Source organism: Streptomyces sp. SA15 (genome assembly GCF_002291145.1).
Lineage (GTDB): Bacteria > Actinomycetota > Actinomycetes > Streptomycetales > Streptomycetaceae > Streptomyces.
This window is the reverse complement of sequence record NZ_NTGE01000093.1, coordinates 25,817-50,828: the sequence shown is the minus strand read 5'-3', so window position 1 is coordinate 50,828 and position 25,012 is coordinate 25,817. Positions and strand designations below refer to the sequence as shown.

28 protein-coding genes are annotated in these 25,012 nt (G+C 70.5%); 16 read left to right on the top strand and 12 right to left on the bottom strand.

The genetic code is table 11. From position 1 onward, the window contains the following. The first annotated feature begins 7 nt into the window (after positions 1-7). Together CLM62_RS17115 and CLM62_RS17110 are read left to right on the top strand one after the other, a co-directional pair. Positions 8-469: a DUF4383 domain-containing protein gene (locus CLM62_RS17115; RefSeq protein ID WP_095750740.1), complete on the top strand. Its 462-nt coding sequence runs from the start codon at positions 8-10 to the stop codon at positions 467-469. Continuing rightward, entirely contained in the window at positions 466-1,002 is a 537-nt protein-coding gene (locus CLM62_RS17110; RefSeq protein ID WP_095750739.1) for a hypothetical protein, read from the top strand. The genes CLM62_RS17115 and CLM62_RS17110 overlap by 4 nt, the downstream gene beginning before the upstream one ends. A gap of 63 nt (positions 1,003-1,065) precedes the next feature. Here CLM62_RS17110 and CLM62_RS51560 read toward each other — a convergent pair whose 3' ends face one another. Both CLM62_RS51560 and CLM62_RS17095 read right to left on the bottom strand, forming a co-directional pair. Then, the gene (locus CLM62_RS51560; RefSeq protein ID WP_257003888.1) at positions 1,066-1,833 is read right to left on the bottom strand and encodes a hemerythrin domain-containing protein; all 768 of its coding nucleotides are present in this window, start codon (positions 1,831-1,833) and stop codon (positions 1,066-1,068) included. A gap of 160 nt (positions 1,834-1,993) precedes the next feature. Further along, the gene (locus CLM62_RS17095) at positions 1,994-3,523 is read right to left on the bottom strand and encodes an FAD-dependent monooxygenase (protein ID WP_095750738.1); all 1,530 of its coding nucleotides are present in this window, start codon (positions 3,521-3,523) and stop codon (positions 1,994-1,996) included. 279 nt (positions 3,524-3,802) lie between these two features. Between CLM62_RS17095 and CLM62_RS17090 the strand changes: the two genes are divergently transcribed. Further along, positions 3,803-4,045, top strand: a complete 243-nt coding sequence (locus CLM62_RS17090; protein ID WP_095750737.1) for a hypothetical protein — start codon at positions 3,803-3,805, stop codon at positions 4,043-4,045. Between the two features lie 45 nt (positions 4,046-4,090). On the opposite strand, the gene CLM62_RS17085 is transcribed toward CLM62_RS17090, so the two are convergent. The 3 genes from CLM62_RS17085 to CLM62_RS17070 form a co-directional block, all read right to left on the bottom strand. Beyond that, positions 4,091-4,612, bottom strand: a complete 522-nt coding sequence (locus tag CLM62_RS17085) for a bifunctional DNA primase/polymerase (RefSeq protein WP_095750736.1) — start codon at positions 4,610-4,612, stop codon at positions 4,091-4,093. A gap of 344 nt (positions 4,613-4,956) precedes the next feature. Beyond that, positions 4,957-5,613: a response regulator transcription factor gene (locus tag CLM62_RS17075; RefSeq protein WP_095750734.1), complete on the bottom strand. Its 657-nt coding sequence runs from the start codon at positions 5,611-5,613 to the stop codon at positions 4,957-4,959. 32 nt (positions 5,614-5,645) lie between these two features. After that, positions 5,646-6,650 (bottom strand): sensor histidine kinase, encoded by a 1,005-nt coding sequence (locus CLM62_RS17070; protein WP_095750733.1) that lies wholly within the window; start codon positions 6,648-6,650, stop codon positions 5,646-5,648. Between the two features lie 132 nt (positions 6,651-6,782). Between CLM62_RS17070 and CLM62_RS17065 the strand changes: the two genes are divergently transcribed. Next, the gene (locus CLM62_RS17065; protein ID WP_095750732.1) at positions 6,783-7,268 is read left to right on the top strand and encodes a cation:proton antiporter regulatory subunit; all 486 of its coding nucleotides are present in this window, start codon (positions 6,783-6,785) and stop codon (positions 7,266-7,268) included. Between the two features lie 22 nt (positions 7,269-7,290). Next, complete coding sequence (locus CLM62_RS17060; protein ID WP_373559153.1) at positions 7,291-8,502, top strand: cation:proton antiporter; 1,212 nt, start codon at positions 7,291-7,293, stop codon at positions 8,500-8,502. 19 nt (positions 8,503-8,521) lie between these two features. On the opposite strand, the gene CLM62_RS17055 is transcribed toward CLM62_RS17060, so the two are convergent. Then, on the bottom strand, positions 8,522-8,926 hold the full coding sequence (locus tag CLM62_RS17055; RefSeq protein WP_095750730.1) for a MazG nucleotide pyrophosphohydrolase domain-containing protein: 405 nt from the start codon (positions 8,924-8,926) through the stop codon (positions 8,522-8,524). Between the two features lie 120 nt (positions 8,927-9,046). On the opposite strand from CLM62_RS17055, the gene CLM62_RS17050 reads away from it, so the two are divergent. Continuing rightward, positions 9,047-10,042, top strand: coding sequence for a TAXI family TRAP transporter solute-binding subunit (locus CLM62_RS17050; protein WP_095750729.1), 996 nt, complete (start codon positions 9,047-9,049; stop codon positions 10,040-10,042). Positions 10,043-10,186: 144 nt separating this feature from the next. Here the strand turns inward: CLM62_RS17050 and CLM62_RS17045 are convergent, their stop codons facing one another. Both CLM62_RS17045 and CLM62_RS17040 read right to left on the bottom strand, forming a co-directional pair. Continuing rightward, on the bottom strand, positions 10,187-11,578 hold the full coding sequence (locus tag CLM62_RS17045) for a HAMP domain-containing sensor histidine kinase (RefSeq protein ID WP_095750728.1): 1,392 nt from the start codon (positions 11,576-11,578) through the stop codon (positions 10,187-10,189). Between the two features lie 9 nt (positions 11,579-11,587). Next, complete coding sequence (locus CLM62_RS17040; protein WP_095750727.1) at positions 11,588-12,274, bottom strand: response regulator transcription factor; 687 nt, start codon at positions 12,272-12,274, stop codon at positions 11,588-11,590. 284 nt (positions 12,275-12,558) lie between these two features. Here CLM62_RS17040 and CLM62_RS17035 point away from each other — a divergent pair, with 284 nt between their 5' ends. The 8 genes from CLM62_RS17035 (at position 12,559) to CLM62_RS17005 (ending at position 19,040) form a co-directional block, all read left to right on the top strand. Continuing rightward, positions 12,559-13,335, top strand: coding sequence for an amino acid ABC transporter ATP-binding protein (locus tag CLM62_RS17035; protein WP_095750726.1), 777 nt, complete (start codon positions 12,559-12,561; stop codon positions 13,333-13,335). Between the two features lie 81 nt (positions 13,336-13,416). Continuing rightward, the gene (locus CLM62_RS17030) at positions 13,417-14,262 is read left to right on the top strand and encodes a glutamate ABC transporter substrate-binding protein (RefSeq protein ID WP_095750725.1); all 846 of its coding nucleotides are present in this window, start codon (positions 13,417-13,419) and stop codon (positions 14,260-14,262) included. Between the two features lie 96 nt (positions 14,263-14,358). Next, positions 14,359-15,033, top strand: a complete 675-nt coding sequence (locus tag CLM62_RS17025; protein ID WP_095750724.1) for an amino acid ABC transporter permease — start codon at positions 14,359-14,361, stop codon at positions 15,031-15,033. Then, the gene (locus CLM62_RS17020) at positions 15,030-15,938 is read left to right on the top strand and encodes an amino acid ABC transporter permease (protein WP_095750723.1); all 909 of its coding nucleotides are present in this window, start codon (positions 15,030-15,032) and stop codon (positions 15,936-15,938) included. Before CLM62_RS17025 ends, CLM62_RS17020 begins: the two co-directional genes overlap by 4 nt. Positions 15,939-16,173: 235 nt before the next feature. Next, a complete protein-coding gene (locus CLM62_RS17015) occupies positions 16,174-17,817 on the top strand; it encodes an FAD-dependent monooxygenase (protein ID WP_095750722.1) in 1,644 nt (547 codons plus the stop codon). Positions 17,818-17,899: 82 nt separating this feature from the next. Further along, complete coding sequence (locus tag CLM62_RS53070) at positions 17,900-17,986, top strand: putative leader peptide (RefSeq protein ID WP_313960178.1); 87 nt, start codon at positions 17,900-17,902, stop codon at positions 17,984-17,986. Between the two features lie 84 nt (positions 17,987-18,070). Continuing rightward, entirely contained in the window at positions 18,071-18,610 is a 540-nt protein-coding gene (locus tag CLM62_RS17010; protein ID WP_095750721.1) for a cysteine dioxygenase, read from the top strand. A 28-nt stretch (positions 18,611-18,638) separates the two neighbouring features. After that, positions 18,639-19,040 carry a rhodanese-like domain-containing protein gene (locus tag CLM62_RS17005; protein WP_095750720.1) on the top strand — a complete coding sequence of 134 codons (402 nt, stop codon included), beginning with the start codon at positions 18,639-18,641 and terminating at the stop codon, positions 19,038-19,040. Between the two features lie 385 nt (positions 19,041-19,425). On the opposite strand, the gene recX is transcribed toward CLM62_RS17005, so the two are convergent. Together recX and recA are read right to left on the bottom strand one after the other, a co-directional pair. Continuing rightward, positions 19,426-20,310 (bottom strand): recombination regulator RecX, encoded by an 885-nt coding sequence (gene recX / locus CLM62_RS17000; RefSeq protein WP_095750719.1) that lies wholly within the window; start codon positions 20,308-20,310, stop codon positions 19,426-19,428. A gap of 3 nt (positions 20,311-20,313) precedes the next feature. Continuing rightward, positions 20,314-21,438: a recombinase RecA gene (recA, locus tag CLM62_RS16995; RefSeq protein WP_095750718.1), complete on the bottom strand. Its 1,125-nt coding sequence runs from the start codon at positions 21,436-21,438 to the stop codon at positions 20,314-20,316. 278 nt (positions 21,439-21,716) lie between these two features. Here recA and CLM62_RS16990 point away from each other — a divergent pair, with 278 nt between their 5' ends. Then, positions 21,717-22,289: a GNAT family N-acetyltransferase gene (locus CLM62_RS16990; protein ID WP_095750717.1), complete on the top strand. Its 573-nt coding sequence runs from the start codon at positions 21,717-21,719 to the stop codon at positions 22,287-22,289. Positions 22,290-22,340: 51 nt separating this feature from the next. Here CLM62_RS16990 and CLM62_RS16985 read toward each other — a convergent pair whose 3' ends face one another. Together CLM62_RS16985 and CLM62_RS16980 are read right to left on the bottom strand one after the other, a co-directional pair. Then, positions 22,341-23,591, bottom strand: coding sequence for an AI-2E family transporter (locus CLM62_RS16985; protein ID WP_095750716.1), 1,251 nt, complete (start codon positions 23,589-23,591; stop codon positions 22,341-22,343). 60 nt (positions 23,592-23,651) lie between these two features. Next, entirely contained in the window at positions 23,652-23,846 is a 195-nt protein-coding gene (locus tag CLM62_RS16980) for a DUF3046 domain-containing protein (RefSeq protein ID WP_095750715.1), read from the bottom strand. 80 nt (positions 23,847-23,926) lie between these two features. On the opposite strand from CLM62_RS16980, the gene CLM62_RS16975 reads away from it, so the two are divergent. Then, positions 23,927-24,871 carry a hypothetical protein gene (locus tag CLM62_RS16975; protein ID WP_095750714.1) on the top strand — a complete coding sequence of 315 codons (945 nt, stop codon included), beginning with the start codon at positions 23,927-23,929 and terminating at the stop codon, positions 24,869-24,871. The last annotated feature ends 141 nt before the right edge of the window (positions 24,872-25,012 follow it).

Here is a 25,012-nt window from a genome sequence, read left to right as displayed (position 1 = left end):
TCCGCTCATGGCCGGCACACACCGTAAGGCACCGAGCGCCCGGACCCCGGTCCAGCGGGCCGCGCTCCTGGTGGGGGTGGTCTTCCTGCTGATCGGTGTCCTGGGCTTCGTCCCCGCGATCACCACCGACTACGACACGCTGAAGTTCGCCGAACACGACTCGGACGCCGAATTGCTGGGCGTCTTCCAGGTGTCGGTCCTGCACAACATCGTGCACCTGCTGTTCGGCATCGCCGGAGCAGCCATGGCCGGCGCCGTCTCCGCGGCGCGCACGTTCCTCGTCGGCGGCGGCCTCGTCTACCTCGCGCTGTGGATCTACGGCCTGGTCATCGACCGGGACAGCACGGCCAACTTCCTACCGGTCAACACCGCCGACAACTGGCTCCACTTCGGCCTGGCCATCGGCATGATCGCCCTGGGCGTCATGCTCCCCGGGCTGCGCGCGGACGGCGAAAGGGATACGCGATGAACACTCGAACGCGCTCCGAGACGCGTCACCACGGGCAGACCAAGGACACCGTTTCCTCCCTTCTGGGCATCTACCTCAATGACCACCTGGCGGGGGCCACCGCCGGGGCCGAGCGGGCCCGTCACATGGTGCGGGCGTACGGCGGTACGGCCCTCGCCGCGGCGATCGGGCCGATCGCCGCGGAGATCGCCGAGGACCGGGCGAGCCTGATCGGCGTCATGAAGCGGCTGGACGTCCCGGTGCGGCACTACAAGGTCTATGCCGGCCGGGTGGCCGAGCGGGTGGGCCGGTTGAAGCGCAACGGCCGCGTCGTACGGCGTTCCCCGCTGAGCCCGCTGCTGGAGCTGGAGGCGCTTCGGGTGGGGGTGGAGGGCAAGACGGCCTGCTGGGAGACGCTCCGCGAGCTCGCCGACACCGAGGAACGTCTCGACCCGCAACTGCTCGACGACCTTCACGAGCGGGCACGGCGACAACAGAGCAGGCTCGAGGAGCTGCGTGGCCGGCAGGTCAGGGCGGCGTTCCAGGAGGGGTGACAGGGTCCAGGGCCGGTCCCAGGAGGGGTGAAACGCCCTGGGGTCGGCCCTCATCCGGTGGATTCACCGCTTCCTGCGCCCCTGTGCCTTTTTCACCTGCTGGGCGAGTTCCTCCTTGCTCATCGAGGACCTGCCCTCGATGCCCAGTTCCCGGGCCTTCTCATACAGCTCGGCCCTGGTCCCGCCTACAGTGGCCTGCTGACGTTCCGCGGCCGTGGCCTGCTGCTGCTTCGTGCCAGCCGTGGCCTGCTGACGCTTGGCGCCCGCCTGCTGACGCTTGGCGCCCGCGGTGGCCTGCTGACGCTTGGTGCCCGCCGTGGCCTGCTGACGCTTGGCGCCCGCGGTGGCCTGCTGGCCCTTCGCGGCGGGGGCGGCGCCGACGTGGCTCAGGGGCTGACCCGCGAGCTTCCGGGACCGCCGGGTGGCGAACTCCAGGCCCAGTTCGCGCAGCCGGTCGGAGCCGACGGCTTCGCCCAGTGCGGGGAGGATCTCGTTCTCCTCCTCCTCGACGTGGTGCAGAACGGCGCCGACCCAGTCGTCCAGAGCGCGGTCGAACGCCTTGCTCTCCCAGTCCATCTCCAGCAGATGCTTGCCGAGGTCCTCGGCCTGATGGTGCTCCTCGGCGGCCTGCTCGGCCTCTTCCTTCTCGCCGGCCTCGCGGGCGACCGCGGGGTACACCCGGTCCTCCTCGGCCTCACTGTGCGCCTCCAGCATGGCCACGGCCAGGGGGAGCGCCAGCGGCCGGGAGCTCTTGTCCTTCTGCATCATGTCGAACAGGCGCTTCAGCTCGCGGTGGTCGGTGGTGACCATGGTGATGAGGTCGTCAGCCATGACTGAACCCTCTTTTCATCTCTTGTCTGCACATATCCCCCTCCTTCTTCCTTCTCGGGTTTCCGGGACGGGCTGGCTGATGCGTGAACAGGCGTGGAAGATGAGGCGCCTGGCGAGGGCTGGGCGTGAGGCGTGTGCTTCCCGCCCTCGGCCGTACGGATCAGCCCTGCTGTGCGGGCAGCCAATGGTCGAGGTACTCGCGCAGCCCTTCCAGGTGTGCTCCGCGAGCGACGTAGCCGAGGTAGCCGTCGGGGCGGACGAGCCCGTGGGCCACCGACGGCCATGGGCTCTGCCTGCCGAGCCGGTGCGTGCTGACCAGATCGTCCCGGCCGCGCACGACTGAGGAGAGCCGCTCATCGCTCCAGAGCGCGGGCGGACCGGACAGGAGCAGATGCCAACCCGGCCCAGCGGTCCGCGCCTGGAGTCCGCGCGGCAGATCGGGCAGTCGGTCACCCGCTCGCGGACCGCGCCTCGGCGGTCGCGAACCTGCGGTCGTGGCAGGGCTGCGCCGGTAGTGGATGCCCAGCTCGGACACGGTACGGAAGACGAGCCCGCGCGGTCCGCTCGCGCGCAGCGCCAACGGGGCCAGGCGCGGCGCCAGTCGGGTGCGGGCGAAGCGGATGACCGGGTTGCCGCTGGTGCCGATGGTGAAGGCCCGGTCGGTGAAGCGCCGCACGCTGCGGCCGACGGGGGCGCGCTCGGCCTCGTATGTCTCCAGCAGTTCCTCCGGCGCCCTGCCGTCGCACACGAGGGCCAGCTTCCAGCCGAGGTTGAGGGCGTCCTGGATGCCGGTGTTCATGCCCTGGGCGCCGGCCGGGCTGTGTATGTGGGCCGCGTCCCCGGCGAGGAAGAAGGGCCCCGAGCGGTAGTGCGCGGCGCCGCGGTTGTGGAGCCGGAAGTCGGTCATCCACGCCGGGTCCCTCAGCACCAGTGGGTCCGCGGTGTACGCGTCGGCGATCTCCTGCAGGAGCCCCAGCGTCACCTCGGCTTCCGGGGCGCCGGGCGGCCGCATCGCGAGCATCCGCCAAGGGGCCGGTGAACCGAGCGGAAAGAAGAGCAGAATCCCGGAACCGGTCAGGTACGTGTGGACGGCGCCGGTTTCCAGTCCGTCGACGTCCAGGTCGGCGAGCAGGAAGGTCTGCGGATAGGCGTAGCCCTCGAAGCCGATGCCCGCCTGAGCCCGGACCGTGCTGTGCGCGCCGTCGCAGCCCACCACGTACCGCGCTCGCACCGTCTCCTCGGTACCGTCGCCACGCCGAAGCCGACAGGACGCGGGTGAACCCGTCCACTCCAGACGGACCAGCTCCGTGCCGCGCTCCACGGCCATGTCCTGCTCCGCCAGATGCTCCGCGAGGACTCTCTCCGTCTCCGCTTGCGACAGGAACAGCAGGAAGGGGTACGCCGTATCGGCCAGCCCGATGTCGAACAACGGCATCCGTACCACTCGCCCCGGCAGATGCATCCTCACCTGCATCGCGGGGTTGCCGCGCGCCACCAGCTCGTCCGTCACCCCGAACCCGGCGAGCGCCTCCAGGGTGCGGGGCTGGACACCCAACGCGCGTGACTCGTGGACCCGGTCGAGGGAGCGGTCGACGATCCGGAAATCGATCCCGTACGTGCGCAGTTGCGCGGCGAGCGCGAGCCCTGTGGGTCCGGCACCGACCACCAGCACGTCCAAGTGCGCCGTCATGAATCCACGGTAGTGCCGCGGCGGCGGCGCCGCGCCGGGTGGGCCAGACCGACACCCCACGAGGAGGCCGACCTTCACAGGCGGAGAACGAGGCGCACAGGACGAGGCGCACAGGACGAGGACAGGCGACGCCCGCAGGAGCCCCACTCCAAGGGCTTCCGCTCCCTCATGCTGTTGTCCGACTACCACATGGCCCCGAACGAGGGACGCAGCCTCACCAGATGGGGCCACGCCGGGCCGAAGGCGTAGCACCCGCGCGCGTGGGAGCGTTGCAAGGGCATGAATCGCATCAAGACCTCTCAGGCGGACCCGCCGATCTACGCCGCCCTCGTCAGGGAGTGGCAGGCCGACGACCGGATGCTGCCCGGCGCGCGGGACGCACAGTGGACCATCCTGACCTCTCTCAGCCCCGCCGTGACAGGGCAGCGCCAGGAGGCGGCGAGCGTGCCGCGCCCCGGCCGATGGGAACGGGTCGTCACACTGCCCCGGGGCGACCGGGTCGAGCTGGTCACCACGCGCTGAGGACACCGGGCGCCGGTGAATCGGTTGTGCACGGATGCGCCGGTGTCAGCCCGGCCGGCCGGCCCCCGGGACTCGGGCTCCGGAGGCGGGCGCCCCGCACATCGGGCACCGCTGTCTCGGACCGGCCTGCGCGGCGCGTCTTCCGAGGGCCAGTTGCAGGGCCAGTTCCACGGCGGCGGGAACGAACAGCGCGCCGGTGCCGTCCGGCGGTACCAGCCAGCGCAGTCGGCCCGCGGCGCGATGCGGTGCCGGCACAGCGATCCACGCGCCCTTGCCCGCGTACCGGATGCCCGAGCCGATCCAGCGGCCCGCGGGGTCCGGCGGCAGGAAGAAGGCGACTCTGCGGGACGCGGTGTCCGCCAGCGCGGGACCGGGCGCCTGAGGGATGCTCAGCAGGGCGTCGAGGGCCGGCAGGCCCAGGTCCTCCGGCACGCTGAGTACGTCCCAGAACCGCCCGCAAGCCAGTACCGCCGCCCCGGTCTCGCCGCTCCACTGCCGTTTGCAGTCCCGCGGATCGGTCGCCGCGGCGGCGAGCCATTCCACGGCCTGCCGCGTGACTGTTCGCAAGGTGTGCCTCCCGAATATGTAAGCCCGCGCAAGCGGGACGCACTTTCCCCGAAATGCCGAGACGGCCGAGCCCGGCGCGTTCATGCTGGTAGATATTTCTATTTCCCGGAAGGGGTGGCGAACCGTGGCGAATACGTGGGCCCGTGTCCGGCTTCCAAGGACGTGGCCGGAGCAGCTGCGCGGCGCGCGCGCTTCACTGCGCCGGCTCATCCTCTTGGAGAGGGACCCGTCCGAGACGGATCCGCTTGCCTCCCTGGTGGACACCGCGCGCCGCCTCGACTACGGAGCGGGCCGCCTCCACGGCACCCGGACAGCGACGCACGGCCTCACGGATTTCACGGATCTCACGGATCGATGAGGCCCGCACGGATCGCATAGCGGGTGAGCTCCAGGCGGTCGCGCATGCCGAGTTTCTGAAGGAGGTTCGCGCGGTGGCGCTCGACCGTCTTGGCGCTGATGAAGAGGAGCTCGCCGATCTCCTTCGAGGTGTGCCCCTCGGCGACCAGCTTGAGGATCTCTTCCTCGCGTTCGGTGATGGCCCGCTCGGGCAGGCCGTCGCCCCGGTGGAGTCGGTCCAGGTACGAGCGGACGAGGGCGCGCTCCGCGCCGGGGTAGATGAACGGCTCGTCGCGCACGGCCGCCCGGCACGCCTCGACGAGGTCGCGGTCGGCGACGGACTTGAGGACGTAGCCGCTGGCGCCGGCCTTGAGGGCCTCGAAGAAGTACTGCTCGTTGTCGTACATCGTGAGGATCAGGAGGTGCAGCCCTGGCAGCCGGCGGGAGAGTTCGCGGGCCGCCTGGAGGCCGGTCATCCGGGGCATGGCGATGTCCAGGACCGCCAGATCGACGGCACGCGCGCGTGCCAGGTCGACCGCCTCGGCCCCGTCGCCGGCTTCGGCCACGACCGTGAGGTCCGGCTCGCCCTCGAGGATGAGCCGTACGCCTCGGCGTACGAGGGTGTGGTCGTCGGCGAGCAGAACGCGGATCGGGGGCGTCGTCATCGGCTGAGTCGTCATCGTCGGCCGGCTCGTCATCAGCGGCTGCCCCCGGTCGCGGCCGGGACGCGCAGGCGTATGTCCGTGCCCCGGCCGGGGGCGGGTGCGAGGGAGAGCACGGCGCCTATCAGCAGGGCGCGTTCGCGCATGCCGCTGATGCCGGAGCCCTCCGGCGCCCCGTCGAGTCCCCTGCCGTTGTCGCGCACGAGGAGTTCGACGCCCTCGGCCACCGGCCGGAGCCGGACTTCCGCGCGGTCGGCGGCGGCGTGCCGTGCGGTGTTGGTGAGGCCCTCCTGGGCAACTCGGTAGAGCACGAGCTCGGACTCCTCGGTCAGGTGGGGCAGGTTGCCGCAGACGTGGTGGCGGACGGTCAGTCCGTCCGTGGTGAACTCGGCGGCAAGGGAGCGCAGGGCGCTGGTCAGGCCGAGTTCCTCCAGTACGCCGGGGCGCAGGCGGCGCGCGATCCGCCGGATCTCGTCGAGTCCCGCGCGGGTGGCCTCCTGCGCCTGGCTCACCTCCTCGCGCAGCTCCTCGGGCGCCCGGTCGGCGACGCGCTTGAGCTGGAGGAGGACGGCGGTCAGGGTCTGGCCGACCTCGTCGTGGAGTTCGCGGGCGACGCGGTGGCGTTCGCGCTCCTGGGCGGAGAGCGCGCGGGCCGCACCGGCGGCGCGTTCGGCCTCCAGCCGGTCGAGCATCGTGTTGTACGTCGTGATCAGCGCGGCCGTTTCCACGGGACCCGCGACGGGGGCGCGCGCTCCGGGGTGCAGCAGGTCGGCGGTGGCCATGGCCCGGCCCAGCCGCTGGAGCGGGGCGAGGCCGACGCGCAGGACGAGTGCGTTGCCGACCAGCAGGGCCGCGAGGCCGCTCACGATCATCAGCGCCTCGACCGGCAGGACCGGCGTCGACACGGTGACCGGGCCCAGCAGCAGGGCGGCGGCCGCGATCAGCCCGACGGCGTTGAGCGAGAAGATCCGCCAGAACAGCGACACGCTTGTGAGCCTCGCGGCCTTCCGCCGCCCGCGTATATCCGTGACGACACCCATGTCGCCACCGTACGGGCGGATGGCAGCATGCAGAGCGGGCAGTCGTGATCATCAAGGGCACCGACGAACACACACCGACGAGCACATCGACTCGCACATCAACTCGCACATCGACGAACAAGGGGAAGAAACGTGTCTGCTCCACGTCTGAGGGCGACGCCGCTGCCGGGTATCGGGGTCCAGTACGACCTCGTCACGCGGGAGCACCGCCATCTGTCCGTGGTGGCGCACCGCGACGGCGGCCGTACGGTGAACGTGTACCGGACGGACGATCCCGACTCCTGTGCGCAGTCCCTGCGGCTGACCGGCTCCGAGGCGGGCGCGCTGATCGACGCGCTGAAGCCGTCCCACCACAGTGCGAGCCTGCTGTACGCCTCGGACCTCGGGCTGGTCGCCGAGCGCGTCGAGGTCGCCGCGACCTCTCGGTGGAACGGCCGGGTGCTGGGCGACACCCGGATGCGGACCGAGACGGGCGTGTCCGTGGTGGCGGTGCTGCGGCGGGCCGAGGCGATCCCGTCGCCGGCGCCGGACTTCCGGCTCGCGGGCGGTGACATCCTCATCGTGATCGGCACCCGTGAGGGCGTCGACGCGGCCGCGGCGATACTCGGGCGGGAGTGATCCGGTGCACTCGTCCGCGGTCATGCTGATCGAGTTCGGTTCCATCATCCTCGGCCTCGGCCTGCTCGGCCGGTTCGCCGCCCGGTTCCGGCTCTCCCCGATCCCGCTGTACCTGCTCGCCGGTCTGGCCTTCGGCGAGGGCGGACTGCTGCCGCTCGGCGCGAGCGAGGAGTTCGTCGCCACCGGTGCCGAGATCGGCGTCATCCTGCTGCTGTTGATGCTCGGCCTGGAGTACACGGCCGGTGATCTGGTCACCAACCTCAAGGCGCACTACCCGTCCGGGCTCGTCGACTGCGCGCTCAACGCCCTGCCGGGCGCGGCGGCGGCGCTGCTGCTCGGCTGGGGACCGGTGGCCGCCGTCGTCCTCGCCGGGGTCACCTGGATCTCGTCGTCCGGGGTCATCGCGAAGGTGCTCGGCGACCTGGGACGCGTCGGCAACCGGGAGACCCCGGTGATCCTCAGTGTCCTGGTCCTGGAGGACCTGGCGATGGCGGTGTACCTGCCCATCGTGACGGCACTGGTGGCCGGCGCCGGACTGCTGGCCGGCAGCGTGACGCTGGCGATCGCGCTGGGGGCGGCGGGGCTCGTGCTGTTCGTGGCGGTGCGCTACGGCCGGATCATCTCCCGTTTCGTGTCGAGCGACGACCCGGAGAAGCTGCTGCTCGTCGTGCTGGGCCTGACGATCCTGGTCGCGGGCGTGGCCCAGCAGCTCCAGGTGTCGGCGGCGGTGGGCGCGTTCCTGGTGGGCATCGCGCTGTCCGGGGAGGTCGCGGAGGGCGCGCACACTCTGCTGAGTCCCTTGCGGGACCTGTTCGCCGCCGTGTTCTTCGTCTTCTTCGGGCTGCACACCGACCCGGCCAGCATCCCGCCCGTGCTGCTGCCCGCCCTCGCCCTTGCGGTCGTCACCGCCGCGACGAAGATCGCCACCGGCTACTGGGCGGCACGGCGGGCGGGGATCTCTGTCAAGGGCCGCTGGCGCGCGGGCGGTGCCCTCGTGGCGCGGGGCGAGTTCTCGATCGTCATCGCCGGGCTGGCGGTGAGCGCGGGCATCGAACCGTCCCTCGGACCGCTGGCCACGGCGTACGTTCTCATCCTGGTCGTACTCGGCCCGCTCACGGCGCGCTACACGGAACCGCTGGCGTCCTGGTGGACCCGCCGCGCCGGCGAACGCCAGGAGGCCCAGGAGGGCTCGTCGCGGTCGGCGCAGGCGGGGGCGTCGGTGGGCGGCGACTGACAGCCCCGGGTGGGGACCGTCACACGCCGTCGGGCTCCCACCCCTGGCGGCGCAGCACCGCCGACACGTCCGGCGCCTCGTAGTGGTCCCCCTTGAGGACCTTGCCGTCGGCGCGGCGGGCGACCTGGCCGTCGGGGCCCAGCTTGGTCATGTTGGAGCGGTGGATCTCGGCGATCACCGCGTCCAGGTCGATGCCGTGCACGAGAGCCGTGCCGTACGCGACGTAGACGACGTCGGCCAGTTCGTGGGCGAGCCGGTCGAGCGGGCCCTTCACCGACACCTCGGCGACCTCCGCCGCCTCCTCGGCGAGCAGTTCACCGCGGTGAGCGGCGAGTTCGGGGGAGATCTCGGTCGGTATGTCGCGGGCGTCCAGCCCGAAGGCAAGGTGGAACGCACGGACGAGGTCGGCGGGCGAGGAGCTCATACGGCGACTCTAACGGCCGCCTCTGACAGTCCCCTCACCCGTGACCACACCCCCTCCGGCGCCCCGCCTTCTGATCCCCGCCCTGGTCAGCGGGGCACACGGGCTGGCAGGATCACGCGCATGTCCAAGGTGTTGCCCCGTATCGGCAGGCGTCGGGCCCTGCAGGGCTCGGCGGCCGGCCTCGTGGTCCTCGGGCTGCTGCTGTGGTGGCTGCGGCCCTGGGGCGAGGAGCCGCCGGGCGGGACGGTCACGTTCAGCACGGGCACCCGCGCGGGGGTCTACTACGAGTACGGCGACCTCCTGCGCACCGCGCTCCACAAGGACATGCCGGACCTGAAGGTGCAGTTGCTGACCAGCCATGGGTCGCAGGAGAACGTCGCGCGCGTGGCGACCGGGAAGGCCGACTTCGCGATCGCCGCGGCCGACGCGGTGGAGACGTACAAGATCGACGACGGCACCGGCGCCGACCGGCTGCGCGGTGTCGCCCGCCTCTACGACGACTACGTCCAGCTCGTCGTCCCGCCGGACTCGGACATCCGTTCCGTCGCGGACCTGCGGGGCAAGCGGGTGGCCATAGGGCTGCCCGACTCGGGCGTACGGCTGATCGCCAACGCGGTGCTCAGGGCGGCCGGCATCGACCCGGAGAAGGACATCACGCCCTCGTCGGAGGGCATCGACACCGGTCCCAAGCGGCTGGGACACGGTCTCGACGCGTTCTTCTGGTCGGGCGGACTGCCCACGGACGGGCTGGAACGACTCGCCAAGAATTCGACCTTCCGGTTCGTGCCCATCGATGCCGCTTTCGTCGCCAGGCTGCACAAGCAGGGCGGTGCCGCGCGCTACTACCGCGCCACCGACATGCCGGAGTCGGCGTATCCCACCATCCAGCACGGTGACACCGTGCCGACGCTGGCGGTGTCCAACCTGCTGGTGACCCGCAAGGACATGGACCCCCGGCTCACCGACTGGCTCACCCGAACCGTGATCAACAGCCGGGACGGCATCGGCGCGACCGTCCACTCCGCCCAGCTGGTCGACGTACGCACGGCGATCTACACCGACCCGCTGGCCCTGCACGAGGGCGCCCGGCGCTACTACCGCTCCGTCAAGCCGTAGGAAACCTCACGCGGACGTCGTAGGGCGTCCGGGGGAGCCGTCGTACGCCGTCTCGGCCGCACGCCGTACGAGCCATGCGCGCACGCCGTAGCGAAACCTCAGGAGCGCACCGCAAGTCGCCGTACGGAGTTCCGCGCATCCGCCTCACGCCACCGGCCCCGACCGGGGTACCGTCACCGTCACCGTCAGCCCGTGCGGTTCGTGGTGGTCGTACGCGATCGAGCCGCCACCCGCCGCGAGCAGGGCCCGGGAGATGGACAGGCCGAGGCCGGAGCCCTTGACGTTCTGGTGGCGACCGCTGCGCCAGAAGCGGTCGCCGATGCGGGCGAGTTCCTCGTCGGTCAGGCCCGGGCCGTTGTCGGTGACCACCACTGTGGAGGTGTCGCCGTCGGAGGCGACCGTGACCTCGACGATCTCGTCCTTCGGCGTGAACTTCACCGCGTTGTCGATCACCGCGTCCAGCGCGCTGGAGAGGGTGACCGGGTCGGCCCAGGCGGTGGTGGGCGGACAGTCGCCAACCAGCCGTACACCCTTGGCCTCGGCGGTCGGCGTCCAGGCCGCGACGCGCTCGGCGGTCAGCGCGCCGATGTCGGTGACCCTCAGGTCCGCCTCGGTGTGCTCGGCCAGGGCCAGGTCGAGCAGGTCGTCGAGGACCTGGGCCAGTCGCTTGCCCTCGGCCTGGACCGAGGCGATCTCCTGGTTGCCCTCGGGGAGTTCGAAGGCGAGCAGTTCGATGCGCAGCAGCAGCGCCGCGAGCGGGTTGCGCAGCTGGTGCGAGGCGTCGGCGACGAAGGCGCGCTGCTGCTCCAGGACGTCCTCGACGTTGTCCGCCATCTCGTTGAACGACCGGGCCAGCCTGCGAAGTTCCGGCGGACCGCCGGCGGCCGCGACCCGGGACTTCAGGCGACCCGTGGCTATGTCATGGGTGGTGGCGTCGAGGACACGGACGGGCCTGAGGACCCAGCCCGTCAGCCGCAGGGCGGCACCGACGGCCAGCAGCATCGCGGCGGTCTCGCCCGTGCCGATGATCAGCCAGCCGTGCAGGGTCCGCGACCGCATCTGCCCGGTGGGCGAGTCGGTGACGACGACCGCGACGACGTCGCCGTCCCGGATCACCGGCGAGGCCACGACCAGGCGGTTGCGCTGCCAGGGCCACACCTGCCTGGGGTCGTGACTGCGCCGGCTGAGCAGCGCCTCGTCGAACGCGTCGCGTACCTCTCCCGCCTCGGGGAGGACGAAGCCGGCCGGCGCCTTCGCCATGGAGATGCGGTTGCGGTAGAAGACACCGGCCCGGATGCCGTAGACGTCGTGGTAGCTGGCGAGTTCGCTGGCCAGCGTCTCCTTGCGCCCGTTCGCCTCGCCGGGCGTGTCGGTGACGAACTGGGCGAGCGCCGCGAAGCGTGCCGTGTCGTCGATCCGGTCCACGACCACCGTCTGCTGCTGGGCCGCGGCCACGCTGCCGGCCAGTGGGATGCCCAGGGCGAGCAGCACGGCCGCCATCAGGACGATGAGCAGCGGGAGGAGACGTGTGCGCACCCGGCCCCGCTACGAGCCCGGGGCGACGAGCCGGTAGCCCACGCCGCGTACGGTCTCGATCAGGGCCGGCATGCGCAGCTTGGCGCGCAGGGAGGCGACATGCACCTCCAGGGTGCGTCCGGTCCCCTCCCAGCTCGTGCGCCAGACCTCGCTGATGATCTGCTCCCGTCGGAAGACCACGCCGGGCCGCTGGGCCAGCAGGGCGAGGAGGTCGAACTCCTTGCGGGTCAGTTGGACGACCGAACCGTCCACGCTGACCTGACGGGTGGGCAGCTCGATGTGCACCGGACCGAGGCGCAGCGCGGTCTCGGCGCCGTCCGGGGCGTCCTCGTGGGCGGTGCGCCGGCTGACGGCGTGGATACGGGCGAGCAGCTCTCCGGTGTCGTACGGCTTCACCACGTAGTCGTCGGCCCCGAGGTTGAGGCCGTGGATGCGGGAGCGGACGTCGGAGCGCGCGGTGACCATGATCACCGGCGTGCTGGTGCGCTTGCGGATCTTGCCGCAGACCTCGTATCCGTCCTGGTCGGGCAGACCCAGGTCGAGGAGGATGACTCCGAAGCCGGCGCCTTCCGGGACGAGGGCCTGAAGGGCCTCCTCGCCACTGCGGGCGTGCGTGACGTCGAAACCGTGCCGCGCCAGGACCGCGGACAGGGCGGCTGCGACATGGTTGTCGTCCTCGACAAGGAGCAGTCTCATCCGGGCCCCCTTTGGTTCATCGGACGTACGATCTCGATGTGTAGAAAAACGCGTGCACGCGCGCGTGCACATGGCAGTGACGCTGATGAACGAGGACGGCGTCAAGAGGGTTCCGGTTGCGCGCCACTTCCGTTACCCGCCCGATACGCGCCCAGCTCGAAGTGCTACGACAGGTGTCCGATTGCTATCGGATCGTGATCCTCAGATTCACCTCAGATGTAATGACGCTGGTCGCGTGGGTTACTAAGGTCCTCCGAAACCGAGGAGGACGGAGCCAGAGAGCGATGACCGAAGTATCGGTGGCCAAGGAAGATGTGGCCGCGACCGGAGAACTGGTCGTCCTGAAGAGCGTCAACAAGCACTTCGGCGCGTTGCACGTGCTCCAGGACATCGACCTGACGATCGGCCGCGGCGAGGTTGTCGTGGTCATCGGACCCTCCGGGTCCGGAAAGTCCACCCTGTGCCGCGCCATCAACCGCCTGGAGACGATCGACTCCGGCACGATCGCCATCGACGGCAAGCCGCTGCCCCAGGAGGGCAAGGAACTGGCCCGACTGCGCGCCGACGTCGGGATGGTCTTCCAGTCCTTCAACCTGTTCGCGCACAAGACCGTGCTCGAGAACGTGATGCTGGGGCAGATCAAGGTCCGCAAGGCCGACAAGAAGAAGGCCGAGGAGAAGGCCCGCCAGTTGCTCGACCGGGTCGGTGTCGCCAACCAGGCGGACAAGTACCCCGCACAGCTCTCCGGCGGCCAGCAGCAGCGTGTCGCCATCGCGCGCGCCCTGGCCATGGACCCCAAGGTCATGCTCTTCGACGAGCCCACTTCGGCGCTCGACCCCGAGATGATCAACGAGGTCCTCGAGGTCATGCGGCAGCTCGCCCGCGACGGCATGACCATGGTCGTCGTCACCCACGAGATGGGCTTCGCTCGTTCGGCCGCCAACCGGGTGGTTTTCATGGCCGACGGCAAGATCGTCGAAGAGGCCGTACCGGACCAGTTCTTCAGCAACCCGCGCAGCGATCGGGCCAAGGACTTCCTGTCCAAGATCCTGCACCACTGACGGCGCACCCGCGCCCGCCTGCAGGCCTGCGTCACCCGCCTCTGACGGCACGCATCTTTCACCACTCAAAGGATGTTCACCATGAAGCTCCGCAAGGTCACCGCCGCCTCGGCCGCCGTCCTCGCACTCGCCCTCAGCGCCACAGCATGCGGTGGCGACAACGGCAACGACGGCGACTCCGCCTCCTCCGGTGGTGGCGACAAGATCAAGATCGGCATCAAGTACGACCAGCCGGGCCTCGGTCTGAAGGAGCCGGACGGGTCCTTCTCCGGCTTCGACGTGGACGTGGCGACCTACGTGGCCAAGGAGCTCGGTTACGAGCCCGACCAGATCGAGTGGGTCGAGACCAAGAGCGCCGACCGCGAGAACGCGCTCGCCCGTGGCGACGTGAAGTTCATCGCGGCCACCTACTCGATCAACGAGGAGCGCCAGAAGAAGGTCGACTTCGCCGGCCCCTACCTGCTGGCTCACCAGGACCTGCTGGTCAAGGCCGACTCGGACATCACCGAGGGCACCGACCTCAACGGCAAGAACCTGTGCTCGGTGACCGGCTCCACCTCGGCGCAGAACGTCAAGGAAGAGATCGCGCCGAAGGCCAACCTCAAGCAGAACAGCGGCTATTCGGAGTGCATCGCCGCTCTGCAGAGCGGCGCCGTGGACGCGCTGACCACGGACGACTCGATCCTCGCCGGCTTCGCCGCGCAGGAGCAGTACAAGGGCCAGTTCAAGCTCACCGGCCTCAAGCTCAGCAACGAGAACTACGGCATCGGTGTGAAGAAGGGCGACACCGAGACCCTCAACAAGATCAACGCCGCCCTGGAGAAGATGGTCAGCGACAAGTCCTGGCAGAAGGCGGTCGACGAGAACTTCGGTCCGGCCAACTACAAGAACGAGCCCGCGCCGAAGATCGGCAACATCGTCAAGTAGCTCGAGGGTTCACGGGCGTGCCGTCGCCGACTGCGATCAAGGCGGCGGCACGCCGCGCTGTCCACGTACGCCACACACCCGGAAGCGCGGGAAATCGTGTTCGACTTTCTTTCAGACTATGACGACCCGAGCCTGTTGGGCGCCTTCTGGACGACGGTACAGCTCACCGTCTTCTCCGGCGTCGGCTCCCTGGTCTGGGGCACCCTCCTGGCCGCGATGCGGGTCAGCCCGGTGCCGCTCATGCGCGGGTTCGGCACGGCCTACGTCAACATCGTCCGGAACATCCCCCTGACCGTCATCATCGTCTTCACTTCGCTCGGCCTCGCCGACATCTTCGGCGTGACGATGGGTGCGTCCGACTTCGAAGACCAGGGCTTCCGCCTGGCGGTCCTCGGTCTCGTCGCCTACACCGCGGCCTTCGTCTGCGAGGCGATTCGTTCCGGCATCAACACGGTGCCGCTCGGACAGGCCGAGGCGGCCCGTGCCATCGGGCTGAACTTCACCCAGACCCTGCGGCTGATCGTCCTGCCGCAGGCCTTCCGTTCGGTGATCGGCCCGCTGGCCAACGTGCTGATCGCCCTGACCAAGAACACGACCGTGGCGGCCGCGATCGGCGTGGCCGAGGCCGCCCTCCTGATGAAGGAAATGATCGAGAACGAGGCCCAGACGCTGCTCATCGGCGCCGTCTTCGCATTCGGGTTCGTGGTACTGACCCTCCCGACCGGCCTCATCCTGGGCTGGCTGAGCAAGCGACTGGCGGTGAAGCGATGAGCTCCGTTCTCTACGACACTCCGGGGCCCCGCGCCAAGCGGCGCAACGTGCTCCTCTCAATAGTCTTCTTCGTCCTGCTCGCCCTGCTCCTGTGGTGGGTCTGGCAGACCATGGACGACAAGGGCCAGCTGAATTGGGCCCTGTGGAAGCCGTTCACCGAGTCCCAGGCCTGGACGACGTATCTGCTGCCAGGCCTCGGCGACACGCTGAAGGCCGCGACACTGGCCATGCTGATCGCCCTTCCGCTGGGCGCGTTCTTCGGTATCTCGCGCCTCTCCGACCACCGGTGGGTGCGGGGTCCGGCCGGCGTGGTGGTCGAGTTCTTCCGGGCGATCCCGGTCCTGCTGCTGATGCTGTTCGCCAACGAGTTCTACGACCGCTACACGAACGTCACCAGCGAACAGCGGCCCCTCTACGCGGTCGTCACCGGCCTGGTGCTCTACAACGCGTCCGTCCTCGCCGAGATCGTACGGGCCGGCATCCTGTCCCTGCCCAAGGGCCAGTCGGAGGCCGCGATGGCCATCGGCCTGCGCAAGGGCCAGACGATGACCAACGTCCTGCTGCCGCAGGCCGTCACCGCGATGCTGCCGGCCATCGTCAGCCAGCTCGTGGTCATCGTGAAGGACACGGCGCTGGGCGGCGTGATGATCGGGTTCACCGAGCTGCTCAACACGCGCGGCACACTCGCTGCCAACTACGCCAACGTCGTTCAGAGCTTCATCGTGGTGGCGGTCATCTACATCGTGCTCAACTTCATCCTCACCAGCTTCGCGAGCTGGCTGGAGGGCAGGCTGCGGCGCAGCAAGAGGGGCACCGGAACGGTCCTCGGCAAGGAGGACGTCGAGGAGCTCAACGCCGCCGAGGTGCGCGGCAGCTACGGGACCGGCGCCGGAGGCACCATTTGACGGCCAGTCATGTGACATGACTCGAGCGGCGAGGAGGCAGTGGCGAGCGCGCCACTGCCTCCGACGCTTGTGATCATCGTCGGCGGCACCCGACGTGACGGGTCACCGGAAGTGCGTCCAGCTTGACCGGCTGGCGCCCAGTCTGTTGCATACGTTCTGTGATCGTGCACCCTGCTCCACCTTCCTGTTCACTCACGTCCCTCGGGACACCGCTGCGGGCAGGGGGCGCCGCGCCGTGGATCCGGTGATCATCGTCGGAGCGGGGCCCGTCGGGCTCACGCTCGCCCTGGCGCTGGCCCGTCAGGACGTGCCGTCCGTCGTCCTCGACGAGGGGCCGGGCAAGGACGAACCGCGTCTCGCGCGCACGGTGGTGCTGCGCGAGGACACCACCGCCCTCATGGAGCGGCTGACCGGCGTGCCGCTCGCCGAGGCCGGAGTCCATTGGGCCGGATGGCGGTCGATGCGGCGCAAGCAGGTGATGCGCAAGGTCACGTTCGGGAGCACGGACGACACCGGCGCCGACGGCGACACAGACGTCGTCAGTGCCGGCCCCGCCCCGCTCCACCTCGCCCAGCATCTGCTCACCGGGGCCCTGCGCGCCGCCCTCGCCGGCCAGCCCCTCGTCAAGATCGCCGTGAACAGCCGCCTCGACACCATCGAGCAGGAACCTTCAGGCGTCACGGCCCACACCCGCGGCCCCAAGGGCACCTGGTGGCGCGGCAGTTACCTGGTCGGCTGCGACGGCACCCGCTCGACGGTGCGCAAGCTGCAGGACATCCGCTTCCCGGGCCGTACGGCGGTGGAGCGACACGCCGTGGCCGCACTGCGCGCGGAACTCCCCTGGCCCGGCGAAGCGTTGCTGCACCGGATGCCGCCGTGGCGGACGTCCGGCCCGTCGGCCGGCGAGATCACCGGACGCCCCCTGCCGGACGGGGTGTGGCGGCTGGACTGGCTGCTGCCGCCGGGCAAGGACCTGGTCACGCCCGAGCTGCTGGTGGCCCGCGTCCGGGAGACCCTGGCCGGCTGGACCGGCGGCTCGACACCGCCGTACGAACTCCTCGACACCGGCGTGCACACGGTCCACCACCGAGTGGCCCGCCGTTGGCGCGTCGGCCGGGTCTTCCTCGCCGGGGACGCGGCGCACCTGCTCGGGGCGCTGGGCACGCAGGGGCTGGACGAGGGGCTCCGCGACGCCGACAACCTCGCCTGGAAGCTGGCGCTGGCCTGGCACCACGGGCCGCACGAGGCGCTGCTCGACAGTTACCAGACCGAGCGGCGCGCCATCGTCGCCGCCCGGCTGCGCGCCGCCGACCAGGCGCTGCCGCTGCTGCGTGGCGGCGGAGGGCTGCGCACCTACGTCCCCGGCTCGGCCCGCGGCCACGACGCGCTGCTCACGGACGGTCACTTGGGGCGCGGCACGCTCGGTGCGCCGGGGGCGTACGCCGACTCGCCGCTCGCACCGCCGAGCCTCGAAGGCGAGACGCCCGTCGATACTCCGCCCGGGGCGCAGGTCACCGATGTACGGGTCACCGCGGAGGACGGCTCCTTCGTACAGCTGCGCGACCGCCTCGGTCGTGGCGCCCTGCTCGTCGTACTGATCGCGCCGGGCACGGGCGTGTGGGAGCGCAAGCACTGGGTGACCGCCGGGATCATGCCCCGGCTGGCCGCGGCGGTGACCGCGCTGCCGCACCCGGCCGAGCTGTTGGTCGCCGAGGAGTACCCGGGCGCCGCCCCCCACACCGTCCTTCTCGTACGGCCCGACGGTCACCTGGTCACGGCGCTGACCGGAGTGCGGCCGGCCGACCTGTACACGGCGGCCGAGGCGGCGCTGGGCGGGGCGGCCAAGGCGGAGGCGGGTGCGGGGGCCGGTTCTCGCTGACGCGTCTGTACTCGCCGTCACTGTGTGTCCACATAGTGACGGTGAGTTGACCCGTCCGCACCGTCGTGGTGTACTCCGGATCATGACCGACACCTGTGTGCGCCTGTGGCGGAGGGTCCACATGGACCTCGTCCGCTATGCGGGCTGCGTGTGTCGCCCGTCCTGCTGAATTCGCATTCCTCGTCTTCTCTCAAGCGCGCGTCGCTCCAGCGTTGTCGCGCGCTCCTCGCGAACGCTCATCAGGACGGTGCCCGTGTCTGTCTCTCCCCTTGTGTCCCCCGCTGGGTCTCCCCAAGTCGCCGCCCCCACGCAGGCGGACCTGCTCGACTTCGTACGGCGTACGGCCGCTGACGCCGAGTTGATCGCCTCGCTCCCACTCGACCCGGAGGGCCGCACCTGGGTGCGGCTGGAGGGTCCCGGCGGCAGCGAGGCCTGGCTGATCGGCTGGCCGCCCGGCAGCGGCACCGGCTGGCACGACCACGCCGACTCGGTCGGCGCCTTCCTCACCGCCTCCGGCGAACTCAAGGAGAACTCGCTCGCCGCCCGGCTGCCCACCGACGGCTGGAAGACGCTGGAACTGACCGACGGCGTGGACCGGGAGCGCCGGCTGCCGGCCGGGCAGGGCCGCGCCTTCGGCCGCCACCACGTCCACGAGGTCCTCAACGAGTCCACCGAGCGGCACGCGATCTCTGTCCACGCCTACTACCCGCCGCTGCCACGAATCCGCCGCTACAGCCGCACTGGTCAGATCCTGCACCTGGAGCAGGTGGAGCGCCCGGAGGACTGGCAGTGAGCGGAACGGGAGCAAGGGAGGGGCGGCGATGAACGGCTTTGATGAACGGCCGGTCGGTATCGACGAGTTGCTGGAGCGGGTCCGCGAGGGATACGAGCGGATCGAGCCACGGGAGGCGTACGAGGCCGTCCGGGCCGGGGACGCGCTGCTGGTGGACATCCGCTACGCGGCTCTGCGCGAGCGGGACGGCCTGATACCCGGCGCCCTCGTCGTGGAGCGCAATGAGCTGGAGTGGCGCCTCGATCCGCAGGGCAGCCACCGCGCCCCCGAGGCCACCGGCCACGACCTGCGTGTCGTGGTGCTCTGCAACGAGGGCTACGCCTCCAGCCTGGCGGCCGAGTCCCTGCACCGGTTGGGGCTGCGCCGGGCCACCGATCTGGTCGGCGGGTTCCAGGCGTGGAAGGCGGCGGGGCTTCCGGTGACGTCGTAGGCGTCTTCTTGTAAGGACGTCACGTCGTAGGCGCCCCTGCCCCTTTGCCGCGGTCGGCCTACTCCTTCGCCGTGGCCGCCGTCACCGGCCGGGTCCTGAGCGCGGTGCGCCCGGGTACGGCGGTGGCGGCCAGGGCGAGCAGACCCGCCGTACCGGCATACCGGCGAGGTGCGGGCGACGGAGGACGGTGACGTCAACGACGGGGAGGACCGTGCCGGGACACCTGTGCCCCGCAGCGTGCCCGGCTCCCGAACGCGATGGGCGCCCCCGCGCGTCCACCGTGTCCGGGCCGCCGGGCCACGCAGCCCTCTTGTTGGCCCTTTCGCCGTTCCGAGCTCTCACCTCCGAAGCCTCGCCCGGAACGCCTCGTCCCCGAAGGACTCGTTCAGAGCCCCTCGTCCCCGAGGAATTCCGTGTCCTCGCCCTCCTCTTCCAGCGCCTGCCGGACCACCCGCAGAGCCATGCCCTCGGGATAGCCCTTGCGAGCCAGCATCCCCGCGAGGCGACGCAGCCGCTTGTCGCGGTCCAGGCCGCGGGTCGTGCGCAGCTTGCGGGCGACGAGCTCGCGCGCGGTCGCCTCCTCCTGCTCGGAGTCGAGCTGGGCGACGGCCGCGTCGACCAGCGTTGGGTCGACGCCCTTGGTCCGCAGTTCCTGCGCGAGTGCGCGCCGCGCCAACCCCCTGCCGTGGTGCCGGGACTCCACCCAGGCGTCCGCGAACGCGCTGTCGTTGATCAGGCCGACCTCCTCGAACCGCGACAGCACCTCCTCGGCGGCGTCATCCGGGATCTCCCGCTTACTCAGGGCGTCCGCGAGCTGCTTCCGCGTACGTGGGGTCCCGGTGAGCAGGCGCAGACAGATTGCCCGTGCCTGCTCCACCGGGTCCCCTGGAGGCTCCCCCTGCCCGGCCCTCGACGAAGAGGAGGCGCCTCCGTCCTCACCGGACGGCTCCGTGCGACCGCGCCGACGGCGTCCGCGTGCGCCGCCCGCGCCATGGGCCCCACCACCCCGGCGCGAGCCGCCGGGGTACGCATCGGCGCCGAACGCCGAGCCACCGTCCGGCCCGCCGTCCAGCCGCTGTCCACCAGCTGACTCGTCGCCATACGAGCCGGCCCTGCCGTACCACGCCTCCCGCTCATAAGCCCCGTCCACGCCGTGGGCCGGGTCGCCGCCGCTCACGCCGGCGTGCGCGGAGCCCTCGTCGCCTACCCCACCCCGCTCACGCGGAGCGTCCGGGTAGGCGTACTCGGCCCAGTCGGTTCGTCGTGTCACGGATCAGCTCTTGACCGCCGCGGCCTTGGTCTTGGCCGCCTTGGCCGCCGGAGCGGGCACCGCCTTAGCGGCGTCGTCCGCGGCGGCGGAGACCGCGGCGTCCGCGCCCGGCTCGACGGCCGACGGCTCCGGCCGGACCCCGACGCCCAGCTTCTCCTTGATCTTCTTCTCGATCTCGTTGGCGAGGTCGGGGTTGTCCTTCAGGAAGTTGCGGGCGTTCTCCTTGCCCTGGCCGAGCTGGTCGCCCTCGTACGTGTACCAGGCGCCGGCCTTGCGGACGAAGCCGTGCTCCACGCCCATGTCGATCAGGCCGCCCTCGCGGCTGATGCCGTGGCCGTAGAGGATGTCGAACTCGGCCTGCTTGAAGGGTGGCGCGACCTTGTTCTTGACGACCTTGACGCGGGTGCGGTTGCCGACCGCGTCGGTGCCGTCCTTCAGCGTCTCGATGCGTCGGATGTCGAGTCGCACCGAGGCGTAGAACTTCAGTGCCCGGCCACCGGTCGTGGTCTCCGGGGAGCCGAACATCACGCCGATCTTCTCGCGGAGCTGGTTGATGAAGATCGCGGTGGTCTTGGACTGGTTGAGGGCGCTGGTGATCTTCCGCAGGGCCTGGCTCATCAGGCGGGCCTGCAGACCGACGTGGCTGTCGCCCATCTCGCCCTCGATCTCCGCGCGCGGGACGAGCGCGGCGACGGAGTCGATGACGATGAGGTCGAGGGCGCCGGAGCGGACCAGCATGTCCACGATTTCCAGGGCCTGCTCGCCGTTGTCCGGCTGGGAAAGGATCAGGTTGTCGATGTCGACGCCCAGTTTCTGCGCGTACTCGGGGTCGAGAGCGTGCTCCGCGTCCACGAACGCGACCTGACCGCCGGCCTTCTGCGCGTTCGCCACCGCGTGCAGGGTCAGGGTCGTCTTGCCGGAGGACTCGGGGCCGTAGACCTCGATGACGCGGCCGCGCGGCAGGCCGCCGACGCCGAGGGCCACGTCGAGCGCGGTCGACCCGGTCGGGATGACCTCGATGGGCTCCTTCGACCTGTCGCCCATGCGCATGACCGCGCCCTTGCCGAATTGCCGTTCAATCTGTGCGAGCGCGGCATCCAGGGCCTTCTCGCGGTCGGTTCCTGCCATGGGTTCCACCCGATTTGCTTGAGTCGATCGCTTCACGTCAAAGACGCTAACGCCTGCCACTGACAATGCGCCCCGACGCTCGTCCGGCCTGTGGATAACTGGGGCACTTCTCCGTCAAAACCGTGTCGAAATCCCCGTCGAGGTCCTCGCCGGAGCCTCCATGAGAATGGATGTTCGATTTTCGTGTCAAGCGCACCCCGTGGCACCTCCGAGACTACGTTCGCCGTGCCGCCGGAGGTTGAGCGGCGCCGCCACGTACGCCGTGACATCGTGGTGCCATGGCCATCGAGGTTCGCCCGGCCTCGGTCTTCGAGGATGTCCGGACCGTGCTCGGCCCGAAGTCACCCGGGGCCAACGTCTGCTGGTGCCTGAGCTACCGGATCCCGTCCAGGCTCAACAACGAGCTGCGCGGGCCGGCCCGCGGTGAGTACGTCGCCGAGCTGTGTCGTGCTCAGCCCCCTCCGGGGGTGCTCGCCTACGACGGCGACGAGCCGGTCGGCTGGGCCGCCGTGGCGCCGCGCTCGGACACCTCCTTCGCGCGCAACCGTAAGATCCCGCACGTCGACGACCTGCCGGTCTGGTCGCTGTGGTGCATCCGCGTACGCTCCGGTCACCGGAAGAAGGGCATCTCGCACGCGCTCATCGCCGGCGCGGTGGAGTTCGCCCGCGCCCACGGCGCACCGGCGATCGAGGCGTACCCCCTCGACAACGGTGACGCCAAGGTCGACCTGACGATGGCGTATGCCGGGCTCCGCAAGAACTTCGAACGTGCCGGGTTCGTCCACGCCGCCGACACCACGTCGGTGCTGGCCGGTCATCCCCGGGTCCTGATGCGGCTCGACCTGCGCTGACAGATCAGCCTTCGGCGGCCGCCGTCCCCCGTGCAGGCTGCCCCGATTCCCTCAGGAGGAGCCGTCGGCGGGGCCCTGTGCCCCCGGCCGCCGCGCCCACAGCCCACGCGCGCGGGTGAGCAGTCCGGGCCCCGCCCCTCTTCGGTGTCCGTGGACGCGGGGATCGTCCGTGACGTCGTACCGCTTCACATACGCGCCGAGGAAGGCCTGCAGCGTGGCCACCGCCGGGATGGCGATCAACGCACCGACGGCGCCGAGGAGGGCGGTGCCCGCGATGACCGAGCCGAAGGCGACCGCGGGGTGGATGTCGACAGTCTTCGCGGTCAGCTTGGGCTGCAGCACGTAGTTCTCGAACTGCTGGTAGACCACGACGAAGATCAGCACCCACAGCGCGTACCAGGGATCGACCGTGAAAGCGATCAACATCGGCAGGGCGCCCGCGAGATAGGTGCCGATGGTGGGAATGAACTGCGAGACCAGCCCCACCCACACGGCGAGCACGGGCGCGTACGGCACATTCAGAAACTCCAGCAGGACGTAGTGCGCGACTCCTGAGATGAGCGCCATCAGACCGCGCGAGTAGATGTAGCCGCCGGTTTTGTTGACGGCGATCTCCCACGCGCGCAGCACCTCGGCCTGCTTGGCGGGCGGCAGGACGGAGCAGAGCGCGCGGCGCAGCCGTGGGCCGTCCGCGGCGAAGTAGAACGAGAACAGGGTGATCGTCAGCAGCTGGAAGAGTCCTCCGAGGACCTGGGCGGACACGTCCAGGACGCCGGTGGCGCTGTTCTGCACGTAGTTGCGCAGCCAGTCGGAGCGGAGCAGGCCCTCCTGGACGTCCACCCGTTTCAGATCGGTGTGGAAGTGGATGTTGATCCAGTTGATGACGGAGTCGAGATAGGCCGGGAAATCCTCGACGATCTTGATGATCTGGCCCGCGAGCATGGAGCCGAGCAGCGTGACGAAGCCCGCCGCCGCGATGATCACGCCGAGGAAGACGATGGCTGTGGCCAGGCCTCTGCGCAGGCCCCGCGCGGCCATCCAGCTCACCGCGGGTTCGATGGCCAGGGCCAGGAAGAACGCGATGAGGATGTTGATCAGCAGGCCGGTGAGCTGGTGGAAGGCCCAGCTGCCCAGCTGGAACACGGCGAAGAGGGCGAGCGCGAGCACCATGGCGCGCGGCAGCCAGCGCGGCATGCGGGCGTTCGGCCGGGCGGTGCCGTCGGCCGGGGGCCGGGTGGGCGGCGTCGTACCGAACGGGGATGCGTGCTGGGCGGCCTGGCCGGTCTCGTCAGTGGGTGCCACGCTGCAAGTTTCGCCCATGTGGCTGACAATCGGCTGCGGTCCTGCGATCTTCGTGACCGATCAGTGCTTTTCCCTCGGAACGTTCATGACTGTGCAGACCACACGCCACACGTCCTTCGCGTCCCAGCCGGCGTTCAGCGCCTGGTGCACCGTGCGCCCGCCGAGCTCCGACATCACGTGGTCGCGCGCGAAGGTGTCGGCGTAGCCCGGACCGAAGTGGTCCGCCATCCGCTGCCAGAAGACCGTCAACCGCATGACTCCAGTATCCCGCCCCTGAGGGTGGGCCTGAGCCGGGACCGCTTGCCGACACCGCTTTCCGCCCTACGGTCTGACGCATGGCCGAAACAGGAGCTTCCCCACTCCCCCCGACGCCCCCGGCGCATTCCCCGCTCGCACGCGCCGAGTACTTCATCTGGCTCACCGCGCGGGTGCTGGAGCAGCGGCTCTTCGCGTACCACTTCCTGAACGGGAGCCCCGACCCGGTGGAGACGGCGCTGGACGCCTACCGCAACGAGGACGGCGGGTACGGCCACGCGCTGGAACCGGACCTGCGCGGCCCGGTCAGCCAGCCGCTGCACACCGGTCAGGCCCTGCGGGTGCTGGACGCCGTCGGACGCTGCGGCGGACAGCGCGTGGAGCGCGTATGCCGGTATCTGACCTCGGTCTCCACACCGGACGGCGCGCTCCCGGCGATCCATCCCAGCCAGCGCGGCTACCCGGCGGCCCCCTTCATCCCGATCGTGGACGACCCGCCGAGCGATCTGCTCGCCACCGGACCGGTGGTCGGCCTCCTGCACCGCAACGAGGTGTGGCACGCCTGGCTGTTCCGGGCCACAGACTTCTGCTGGCACACGGTCGAGTCCCTTCAGCAGTCCCACCCGTACGAGATCCAGGCCGCCGTGGCCTTCCTGGACTCGGTTCCCGACCGCCCGCGCGCGGAGGCGGTCGCCGACCGCCTGGGCCGGCTGGTACGCGAGAACCGGCTCGCGGCCCTGGAACCGGACCGCCTCGACACGTACCCGGTCGCCCCGGGGTACGCCCCCGGCGAGCACCACTTCCCGCACGACTACGCGAAGACGCCGGATTCCCTCGCGCGCGCGTGGTTCACGGACGCCGAAATGACCCGCTCCCTGGACTTCCTCGCAGGCGACCAACAGGACGACGGCGGCTGGCCGATCCGGTGGCGCCAGTGGGCTCCGGGCACCGCTCTGGAGGCCCGCCCGATGGTGACCATCGAGGCACTGCGCACCCTGAAGGCCTACGGCCGCGCCCTGACCTGACGCGCCACCCGCGCGCCTCGTCGCCGAACCTCGGTCGGCAGCTCACCCGCCCATCACCCGCGCCCCCACCGAACCCGCACAGGCCGCCGCAGGCACCCGCACCCCCGCGAACCGCCGGAGACCCCCGCAGGCACCCGCAGG

Excerpts from the sequence above, each read along its gene's own strand:
- CLM62_RS17095 (WP_095750738.1), bottom strand. The coding sequence starts at position 3,523 with ATGACGGCGCACTTGGACGTGCTGGTGGTCGGTGCCGGACCCACAGGG.
- CLM62_RS16980 (WP_095750715.1), bottom strand. The coding sequence starts at position 23,846 with ATGCGGTTGACGGTCTTCTGGCAGCGGATGGCGGACCACTTCGGTCCG.
- CLM62_RS17110 (WP_095750739.1), top strand. The coding sequence starts at position 466 with ATGAACACTCGAACGCGCTCCGAGACGCGTCACCACGGGCAGACCAAG.
- CLM62_RS17035 (WP_095750726.1), top strand. The coding sequence starts at position 12,559 with ATGACCGAAGTATCGGTGGCCAAGGAAGATGTGGCCGCGACCGGAGAA.
- CLM62_RS51560 (WP_257003888.1), bottom strand. The coding sequence starts at position 1,833 with ATGGCTGACGACCTCATCACCATGGTCACCACCGACCACCGCGAGCTG.
- CLM62_RS17020 (WP_095750723.1), top strand. The coding sequence starts at position 15,030 with ATGAGCTCCGTTCTCTACGACACTCCGGGGCCCCGCGCCAAGCGGCGC.
- recA (WP_095750718.1), bottom strand. The coding sequence starts at position 21,438 with ATGGCAGGAACCGACCGCGAGAAGGCCCTGGATGCCGCGCTCGCACAG.
- CLM62_RS17075 (WP_095750734.1), bottom strand. The coding sequence starts at position 5,613 with ATGACGACGCCCCCGATCCGCGTTCTGCTCGCCGACGACCACACCCTC.
- CLM62_RS17030 (WP_095750725.1), top strand. The coding sequence starts at position 13,417 with ATGAAGCTCCGCAAGGTCACCGCCGCCTCGGCCGCCGTCCTCGCACTC.
- CLM62_RS53070 (WP_313960178.1), top strand. The coding sequence starts at position 17,900 with ATGACCGACACCTGTGTGCGCCTGTGGCGGAGGGTCCACATGGACCTC.
- CLM62_RS17090 (WP_095750737.1), top strand. The coding sequence starts at position 3,803 with ATGAATCGCATCAAGACCTCTCAGGCGGACCCGCCGATCTACGCCGCC.
- CLM62_RS16990 (WP_095750717.1), top strand. The coding sequence starts at position 21,717 with ATGGCCATCGAGGTTCGCCCGGCCTCGGTCTTCGAGGATGTCCGGACC.
- CLM62_RS17055 (WP_095750730.1), bottom strand. The coding sequence starts at position 8,926 with ATGAGCTCCTCGCCCGCCGACCTCGTCCGTGCGTTCCACCTTGCCTTC.
- CLM62_RS17005 (WP_095750720.1), top strand. The coding sequence starts at position 18,639 with ATGAACGGCTTTGATGAACGGCCGGTCGGTATCGACGAGTTGCTGGAG.
- CLM62_RS17115 (WP_095750740.1), top strand. The coding sequence starts at position 8 with ATGGCCGGCACACACCGTAAGGCACCGAGCGCCCGGACCCCGGTCCAG.
- CLM62_RS17060 (WP_373559153.1), top strand. The coding sequence starts at position 7,291 with ATGCTGATCGAGTTCGGTTCCATCATCCTCGGCCTCGGCCTGCTCGGC.
- CLM62_RS16975 (WP_095750714.1), top strand. The coding sequence starts at position 23,927 with ATGGCCGAAACAGGAGCTTCCCCACTCCCCCCGACGCCCCCGGCGCAT.
- CLM62_RS17070 (WP_095750733.1), bottom strand. The coding sequence starts at position 6,650 with ATGGGTGTCGTCACGGATATACGCGGGCGGCGGAAGGCCGCGAGGCTC.
- CLM62_RS17040 (WP_095750727.1), bottom strand. The coding sequence starts at position 12,274 with ATGAGACTGCTCCTTGTCGAGGACGACAACCATGTCGCAGCCGCCCTG.
- CLM62_RS17050 (WP_095750729.1), top strand. The coding sequence starts at position 9,047 with ATGTCCAAGGTGTTGCCCCGTATCGGCAGGCGTCGGGCCCTGCAGGGC.